The sequence below is a fragment of the Klebsiella sp. YJ genome, assembly GCF_002108615.1.
Taxonomy (GTDB): Bacteria; Pseudomonadota; Gammaproteobacteria; order Enterobacterales; family Enterobacteriaceae; genus Klebsiella; species Klebsiella planticola.
This window is the reverse complement of sequence record NZ_MTEG01000023.1, coordinates 97,192-105,594: the sequence shown is the minus strand read 5'-3', so window position 1 is coordinate 105,594 and position 8,403 is coordinate 97,192. Positions and strand designations below refer to the sequence as shown.

The following is an 8,403-nucleotide window of genomic DNA, read 5'->3' as shown; positions in this document are numbered from 1 at the left end:
CTTACCCAGATCGATACCAATAAGCGCAATGTTTTCCATGATGGTTCTCCGAATGAAAGCCTGTCCTCAGCATAGTACTGGGAAGGAGGGAGTGACCATCTCATTAAGGGTAATCGGCAGTTTTCACTTTGCCGATTTTACGTTTGGGTAATTTTACCGGTTCGGTATGGACGCTCTTATAGGGGATCTGCGACAGCAGATGAGTAATGATATTCAGGCGCACGCGCTTCTTCTCTTCCGAACGGGCGACAAACCACGGCGCCCAGGAGGTGTCGGTGGCGGCAAACATCGCATCCCTGGCCTGAGTGTACTCATCCCAGCGGTTAAACGACTTGATATCCATCGGTGACAGTTTCCAGATTTTGCGCCCGTCATCGATACGATCGCGCAGCCGGCGCTCCTGTTCTTCCGGCGTCACCTCGAGCCAGTATTTGAGCAGGATGATGCCGGACTCCACCATCGACCGCTCTACCAGCGGCGCCCCCGCAAGGAATTTTTCCACGTCGTCGGCGCTGCAAAATCCCATCACCCGTTCAACGCCCGCCCGGTTATACCAGCTGCGGTCGAAAATAACGATTTCGCCAGCGGCCGGCAGATGCGGGATATAGCGTTGAAAATAGAGCTGGGTCTTCTCCTTGTCGGTCGGGGCCGGCAGGGCGATCACCCGGAATACGCGCGGGCTGACCCGCTCGGTGATCGCTTTGATGGTGCCGCCTTTACCGGCGCCATCGCGACCTTCAAACACAATGCACACCTTCAGTCCCTGACTGACCACCCACTGCTGCAATTTAACCAGCTCGACGTGGAGTTTGCGCAGCGCTTTTTCATACTCTTTATCGCCAAGCGGCTTCATTTTGCTCGAACCCGCTACACCCTTGACCTTCTTGTTGTTTCCCATGGCTATCGCTCCGTTCTGAGAGGGGAAAGGGAACTTGTGTACCGTAAAGTGTAATCATCCCGGGCAAGAGTGGCGGACATTATGACAATTCCGCGGGTTAACAGGCGAAGTCGACGAGGCGTCACGCGCCATGAGGAGAAAAACTTGTCCAGATTTGGACAGGTTTGCTCTTTTCTTTGCGCCAGCGAGCGCATACCGTGTGCGGACTCTTTACCATCAGACCGCCAGGTCTGGCTCCCGAGGATTGCCCGTGTAGCTGGCGTTAACACCTGCGGGAGCGAAATAAAAAGGAATTGACCGATGAAAACAGCGAACGGTATGGCCATTTTTTTGGGCTGCACACTGACCTTTTCCGTCAGCGCGATGGATAAAACGGCCGGTGGCGCCGTGGCGGGGGCCGCCGTGGGCGCGTTAAGCGGAAAAAGCGTGCGCTCTACGGTACAAGGCGCGGTCGTCGGTGGCGGTATCGGCGCCATGACTGAACACGGCGACAAAGGCAAAGCCGCGCGTACCGGCGGGGCCATCGGCGCCGCAGTCGGAGCGGGTGCCGCAGCCGTTACCGGCAACAGCGTGCTGCAGGGCGCGGCGCTGGGCGCCGGGGCGGGCGGCATGATCGGGAAAGCCAGCCGCTAACACTTCTCCAGCCGTATTGCGCTGCGATACGGCTGACTGCCTCTACGTCACGCCGACGCTGCGCTCTTCCTCTCTGATTCATCCCTCCCGGCCCCTGGCTCACATAAACGGATCGCGCTATTTTATGGACAAACGGGTCAGCGGGCGTTTTTGTCTGGTTTGCCGATCCTGAATGGTCAATAATGCCGGCCGAAAATGCAAAATACGTGATTAACTGAATGAAAAAGACGATTTTTTCGCTCGCGCTGGGCACGTTTGGCCTGGGCATGGCGGAATTTGGCATTATGGGCGTACTGCCGGAAATTGCTCGCGATGTCGGGGTCTCCATTCCCGTCGCCGGCAACATGATCGCCTGGTATGCCTTCGGGGTGGTGATTGGCGCGCCGGTAATGGCGCTGTTTTCCAGCCGCTTTTCATTAAAGTCGGTGATGCTGTTCCTCGCGGCGCTCTGTATTGTCGGGAATACCTTGTTTACCTTTTCTTCCAGCTATTTCATGCTGGCGACCGGGCGACTGGTGTCCGGCTTCCCGCATGGCGCCTTTTTCGGCGTCGGGGCGATTATTTTGTCGAAGGTGGCGCCGCCGGGTAAAGTGACCGCGGCGGTGGCGGGGATGATTGCCGGTATGACGGTGGCCAATCTGGTCGGCGTCCCCGCCGGGACCTGGCTTGGCCATCAGTTCAGCTGGCGCTATACCTTTCTGGGGATTGCTATCTTCAACGTGGCGGTGCTGATGTCGATTCTCTGGTGGGTTCCGACCGTCTTTGATCGATCCACGACGCGGCTGCGGGAGCAGTTTCACTTCTTATCGTCGCCTGCGCCGTGGCTGATTTTTGCCGCGACCCTGTTTGGCAACGCCGGGGTATTTACGTGGTTCAGCTACATCAAACCGTTTATGATCCATGTCTCCGGATTTTCCGAAAGCGCGATGATCGCCATCATGATGCTGGTAGGGCTAGGGATGGTTATCGGTAATCTGCTGAGCGGAAAAATCTCCGCTCGCTACAGTCCGCTGCGCATTGCGGCCGCCACCGACGGCGCCATTGTGGTAGTGATGCTGCTGATCTTTCTCTTTGGCGAGCACAAAACGGCATCGCTGCTGCTGGCGTTTTTGTGCTGTGCCGGACTCTTTGCGCTGGCGGCGCCGCTGCAAATCTTATTGCTCCAGAATGCCCGGGGTGGAGAGATGCTGGGGGCGGCTGGCGGGCAGATAGCCTTCAACCTCGGCAGCGCGATCGGTGCATTTTGCGGCGGGATGATGATTACCACCGGCTTTGGCTGGAATGCGATTGCGCTCCCGGCGGCGCTGCTCTCCTTCCTGGCGATGACATCCCTGTTGATTTACGCCCGCGGCCAGCGGAACCGCATCGCCGCGGGCGCGGTGGATTAATCCGTTTCCCACGGTTCGCCAAGGGTCAACATCAGGCGGTTAGCCCACGCAAAAAAGGCCGCCGATTGCAGTAAATCGAGCTGGGCCAGGGTGTCCAGACCCTGCTCTTCAAGGCGATCAAGATGCGCGGCGGTCAGGGCAGGCGGCGTGACGGACAGGGCGGCGGCAAAGTCTATTTCCGCCCGCCAGCGCGGCGACTGGCCGTCGCTCAAGATTTCCCCCGGCGTCACCGCCAGTAGCGTTTCTATCGCACTCTCATCTTTTGCCAGCTGCGCCGCCTTGCGGGCATGCACCGATGCGCAATAAATACAGCCGTTGACCTTACTGGCGACCGTAGCGGCCAGCTCTCGTTCCGCGCGCGGCAGACCGCCGGGGGTGTAGAAGATGCCTTTGTCGGTCAGCGTACGCTGCTCCAGTACCGGCTGATTGCGCGCCAGCAGCCGAAAATAGGGGGAATCCGTATGGCCAAATTTTGCCAGAATCGCCCGTTCATCGTCGTTGAAGGCGTCCAGCGCTTTGGCTTCAAGCCAGGGCTCCCAGTTCAGTTCATCACGGGTGAAATGCCCTGGGGCCGGCTTACCGCTTACGGTCTGCCGGGTGGTATGCCAGAAACCGGCCGCCACCGGCGTATCGGCGCTGGCAAAGGGTTTTCCGTTCAATAACCGCAGGCCGTTGAGTAACCGGCTCTGGAAGCTGACGAAGGCTATCAGCTGGGCGAGGGTGACTATCCCGCGCGGGGTCCAGCCGGCGCGGGTGAGCGCCTGCAGCGCCGAAGGGGTGGCCTCTACCGGGCTGAAGGTTAACAGACGGGCAAACGCCAGCGCCGGGGTCAGCCGCGCGGAGGTCGGGTCGGCCAGGCCAAAACCGGCATAGTGGGCGGCCAGCGCATCGGCCTGATGCAGCTTCGCCACTTTGGCGGCGACGGCAAAACGCTCATCGGGGGGGAAATCCTCATCCTGCTGGCTGAACAGCACCTCATAGCTGCCCTGTGCGTGGCGGGTCGCCGCGTCGCGCACGGCCCGGGCCTCGGCTAACGGGGAATCCGGGGAAATCTCTGCCAGCTCTGCCAAAATATCCTGACTCAGTGTCATGGTGACTCCTACCTTAGTTGCGGGGCGATATGCTGAGCGATCAGCTCAAGGGAACGCAGCGTGTCACGGTGCGAGGGCTCAACGGAGTGTACCTGGAACGAAATATCGGTGACGCGGGCCAGCACGCTGTCCCGCGCCAGAGAGGCCTGCACGTGTTCGACATCACCGACGTGGGCATCCAGTTGCAGTAGATGATCGGTGACAGTGTCACCAATTATGTCATGCCCGGCGGCGCGATGTGCCGCCGCCTGCTGGCGTAATCCGGGGGCGGCGACCTGCAGGGCGTACTCCTGGCTGTCGGCAATAAAAGCGGTGCGCGAAGCGAGGATCCTTGGCGCTGTGCCGGCGGGCAGCGCCGCGAGGTAGGCATCGATCAGCGGATTCTGGATGGCATCAAGCGCTAAATACGGCTGACCGTGCGGGCGCGGCTGCGTCCGGGAGAGCATCAGGCCGTGACCGGCCTGGCCGGCGCGAACGGCACCATCAATTGAAAACGTCGCTATCCAGATCCGTTCAGCCAGCTGCGGCGCCGGCGGGTAGAGATGGTTGTCAGGATGGGCCAGTGAATCACCGCGCCAGGCACTCTGGATCACATGCAGATTATCGGCAAAGGCGGCTCCCCGCTGTTCGCTGGTTAGGCCAAACGGCAGAAATGAGGTTGGCGTACCGCCGGAGCCAAAGCCGACTTCAAGACGCCCGTTGGCCAGGAGATCCAGCACCGCCGCATCTTCGGCAACCCGCAGTGCGTTCTCCATCGGCAGCGTAATAATGGCGGTACCGAGGCGAATCCGTTCGGTCTGTGCCGCCACGTGGGCGAGAAAGACCAGCGGTGACGGCAACCCGCCTTCATGCTCGTGGAAGTGATGCTGGGCAATCCACGCGCTGTCAAAACCGAGTCGTTCGGCGTGGCGAATCTGTTCGGTTGCCAGCCGGTAGCGCTGCTGCGCAGGGGCAGAGTCCAGCAGGCGGGTGAAAAAACCCAGGCGTTTACGCGTCATGCGATCTCCTTGCTCAGGGTGGACAGGTGGGGAATGGCGGCGATGAGTTCACGGGTATAAGCGTGCTGCGGCTGGTTAAACAGGCGGTTGACCTCGCCGTATTCCACAACCTGACCGGCGCGCAGTACCGTGACGCTCTGCGCGATGCGGCGCACCGTCGCCAGGTCGTGGGTGATAAACAGATAGGTCAGCCCCAGCTGTTGCTGCAGCTGCTCAAGCAGGGCGAGAATCTGCGCCTGCACCGTGACATCCAGCGCGGAAGTGGCTTCGTCAAGAACCAGAATCGTCGGCTCCAGCACCAGCGCCCGGGCAATGGCGACCCGCTGGCGCTGGCCGCCGGAAAGCTCGCGAGCGGTCCGCGTCAGCAGCTCCGGAGCCAGCGCGACCCGGGCGGCAACCGCCTCGACGCGGGCACGGCGGGTGAGCGGACTCAGCGGTTCGAAATTTTTCAGCGGCTCTTCGATAATCTCAAACAGGGTCTGACGCGGGTCGAGCGAGGCGAACGGGTTCTGATAGACGAACTGAATTTTACGCCGCAGCTGACGCTGCGCCTCGCGACTTAAATGACCGGCATCGATACCATCGATGGCGATATGGCCGCTATCGGCCTGTTCAAATCCGAGCAGAATCCGCGCCAGCGTGGTTTTGCCCGAACCTGACTCGCCAACTAACGCATGGGTCGTGCCGCGTTTCACCTCAAAGCTGACGGCGTCAAGCGCCTGCAGCCCGGCGTCGCCCAGCGAAAAACGTTTACTGATATCCGCGACCCGGATAGCGGCCGTCGCCGGATGGTGGCGCGGCGCTGCTCCGATTGTGGGCTGGGTTCCCTGCAGATCGCTCAGCAGCTGACGAGTGTAGGCGTGTTGCGGCGCGCGGATGAGATCCGCCGTGATGCCCTGTTCCTGAATTTCTCCGTGGCGAAAAACCAGCAGCCGGTCGGCACGCTGCGCCGCCAGCGCCAGATCGTGGGTGACGAGCAGCACCGCCGTTCCGGACTCCCGGCGCAGGGTATCGAGGAGGTCGAGAATGCGTTTTTGTACGGTGACATCGAGGGCGCTGGTCGGCTCGTCGGCAATGATCAGGTCCGGCTTCAGGGCAATGGCGATAGCAATTAACACCCGCTGCTTCATGCCGCCGGAGAGCTGATGCGGATACTGATAAAAGCGCTGTTCGGGGTGGCTGAGGCCAACTTTGCTCAGCAGGGCCAGTACCTGCTGCTTGCGTACGGCAGCGCGCGCTTTCTGGTGCAGACGCAGAATTTCGCCAACCTGGGCGCCGATCGTTTGTACCGGGTTCAGGGAGTTGCCCGGGTCCTGCGGGACCAGACTGATACGCGTGCCGCGCAGACTATCAAGTCGTTTCCCCGACCAGCCGCTGATATCCTCGCCGTTAATCTCCACGCGTCCGCTGTCGCGTCGGGCATTGTTCGCCAGCAGGCCGATAATGGCCTGGGCGGTGGTGGTTTTGCCGGATCCGGACTCCCCGACAAATGCCAGCATTTCGCCGCGTTGCAGGCTGAAACTGACGTTATGTACCACTTCCTGCCAGCGGTGCTGCGAGCGGTAGCTGATGCGCAGGTTTTCCACCCGTAATACGTTCATGAGCGCTCTCCGCTAAATTGACGGCTGATGCGGTTGGCCGCCAGCACTACCGCGACGACCGCCACGCCGGGAAAGGTGGTCAGCCACCAGGCGGTTGAGAGATAGTTACGTCCCTCGGCGATCAGCAGCCCCCATTCCGGCACCGGCGGCGGCGTACCGTAGCCGAGAAAACTCAGGGTAGAGAGGGCGAGAATCGCCTGGCCAAACTGCAGCGTGGCGAAGGCCAGTACGGCGGTGAGTGAGTTAGGTAAAATATGCCGCCAGAAGACGGCGAAGAAAGTGCCGCCGCTGCCAAAGGCCGCTTCGACGTAGTCGCTGTGCCGCACGCGGACCACTTCCGCTCGCGCCAGGCGGGCAAAGCTGGCAATGGCGGCGACGCCCACGGCCACCGCGGCGTTCACGGTGCCGAAACCGAGCAGGATAATCACCGTTAATGACAGCAGCAGCGACGGGATGGCCAGCAGGACGTCAACCAGGCGCATCACCAGCGACTCGACGCGTCCGGCAACGGCGCCGGCCAGCGTGCCGAGCGCGGTGCCGACCAACAGTCCGATAGCGACGGCCGCCAGCGCGGCGGAAAGAGAGTGGACCGCGCCATAGACGATCCGCGTCCACAGGTCGCGTCCCAGCTGGTCGGTTCCCAGCCAGTGGCCGGCCTGCGGCGCCAGACGCTGTGCGCCGGCGGTACCTTCGAGCGGGTTATAGCCGCTGAACAGCTGCGGGGCGAGCGCCATCAACAGCGCGATGATCATGATGCTCCAGGCGAGCCATAGCCCCGGCTGGAAACGCAGCGGTCGACGACCTGGCGCCCGTCGGCGAGCGGCGGTGGCGTAATCAACGAGACTCATACCACGCCTCCGGTCACTGTTTTCAGGCGTGGATCGAACAGCGGCATCAACAGATCCACCAGCAGGTTAATCAGCACAAATGCGAGGGCGGAGATCATCACCACCGCCTGTAATACGGCAATATCCTGATTGTTGACCGCCTGCTGGGTCAGCTGACCCAGACCGCCGCGACCGAAGACGGTTTCGGTAATCAGTGCGCCGGCGATCAGCTCTCCCAGCAGCAGCCCGGCGATATTCAACGCCGGTAGCAGGGCGTTGCCGGTGACGTGTCGCCACAGGACGCCGGTTTCACTCATCCCCTTGGCGCGGGCAACGGCGACAAACGGCAGGGCCGCCACCTGGTCCATGCTGCGCATCAGGATCTGCGCCAGCGGGGCGGAAATGGGCACCGCGACGGCGATGATCGGCAGTATCAGCCCCTGGAGCGGGCCAGGGTTGATCACCGGGATCCAGCGCAGCTGGAAGGAGAAGAGTTGAATCAGCGCAATGCCTAACCAGAACGTCGGCAGCGAGATAAACAGCACCGGCAAAGACTGTAAGGTATTGCTCAGCCAGCGCAGCCCCGGCAAGCGCGAGGCGAAGGCCAGGCTAAAGGCCAGCGCGATAGCCAGTATAAACGCCGGGATCGCGAGGCTGAGGGTATCCGGCAGGTTGCTGGCCAGCAGCGTACTGACCGCAATACCTGCCTGTAACGAGTAGCCAAAATCCCCCTGAAGCATCGCTGCTAAGGTGTGGAAATACTGCTTCCAGATCGGGCTGTCTGCGCCGTAGGCGATACGCATATCGGCGATTTGCGCCGGACTGAGACCCAGATCCGGGTTCTGGAACTTGATCAGCACCGCGTCCCCCGGCAGCACCTGCAGCAGCACGAAGGAGAGGGTGAAGGCCGCCCACAGCACCAGTAAACTCTGGCCCAGACGTCGCAGAAGGTTATGGCTCATCCCAT

Annotated in this window: 8 protein-coding genes; 2 read left to right on the top strand and 6 right to left on the bottom strand. The window is 61.4% G+C overall.

Annotated features, from left to right (window positions below; all coding sequences use genetic code 11):
- Positions 1-103: 103 nt before the first annotated feature.
- Positions 104-898: a polyphosphate kinase 2 gene (gene ppk2, locus BV390_RS22045; protein ID WP_085397344.1), complete on the bottom strand. Its 795-nt coding sequence runs from the start codon at positions 896-898 to the stop codon at positions 104-106.
- Positions 899-1,198: 300 nt separating this feature from the next.
- Here ppk2 and BV390_RS22040 point away from each other — a divergent pair, with 300 nt between their 5' ends.
- Both BV390_RS22040 and araJ read left to right on the top strand, forming a co-directional pair.
- A complete protein-coding gene (locus tag BV390_RS22040; RefSeq protein ID WP_085397343.1) occupies positions 1,199-1,531 on the top strand; it encodes a glycine zipper domain-containing protein in 333 nt (110 codons plus the stop codon).
- Positions 1,532-1,749: 218 nt separating this feature from the next.
- Complete coding sequence (gene araJ, locus BV390_RS22035; RefSeq protein ID WP_032687803.1) at positions 1,750-2,919, top strand: MFS transporter AraJ; 1,170 nt, start codon at positions 1,750-1,752, stop codon at positions 2,917-2,919.
- On the opposite strand, the gene BV390_RS22030 is transcribed toward araJ, so the two are convergent.
- Genes BV390_RS22030 through BV390_RS22010 form a run of 5 tightly spaced genes read right to left on the bottom strand, consistent with a single transcriptional unit; the run spans position 2,916 to position 8,398 of the window.
- Positions 2,916-4,010 (bottom strand): alkylhydroperoxidase domain protein, encoded by a 1,095-nt coding sequence (locus BV390_RS22030; protein WP_032699912.1) that lies wholly within the window; start codon positions 4,008-4,010, stop codon positions 2,916-2,918. The genes araJ and BV390_RS22030 overlap by 4 nt on opposite strands.
- Before the next feature lie 8 nt (positions 4,011-4,018).
- On the bottom strand, positions 4,019-5,008 hold the full coding sequence (locus BV390_RS22025) for a putative FMN-dependent luciferase-like monooxygenase (RefSeq protein WP_032687801.1): 990 nt from the start codon (positions 5,006-5,008) through the stop codon (positions 4,019-4,021).
- Entirely contained in the window at positions 5,005-6,609 is a 1,605-nt protein-coding gene (locus BV390_RS22020) for a dipeptide ABC transporter ATP-binding protein (protein ID WP_085397342.1), read from the bottom strand. Before BV390_RS22020 ends, BV390_RS22025 begins: the two co-directional genes overlap by 4 nt.
- Complete coding sequence (locus BV390_RS22015) at positions 6,606-7,457, bottom strand: ABC transporter permease (RefSeq protein ID WP_046852544.1); 852 nt, start codon at positions 7,455-7,457, stop codon at positions 6,606-6,608. The genes BV390_RS22020 and BV390_RS22015 overlap by 4 nt, the downstream gene beginning before the upstream one ends.
- The gene (locus BV390_RS22010; protein WP_032696243.1) at positions 7,454-8,398 is read right to left on the bottom strand and encodes an ABC transporter permease; all 945 of its coding nucleotides are present in this window, start codon (positions 8,396-8,398) and stop codon (positions 7,454-7,456) included. The genes BV390_RS22015 and BV390_RS22010 overlap by 4 nt, the downstream gene beginning before the upstream one ends.
- Positions 8,399-8,403 lie beyond the last annotated feature (5 nt).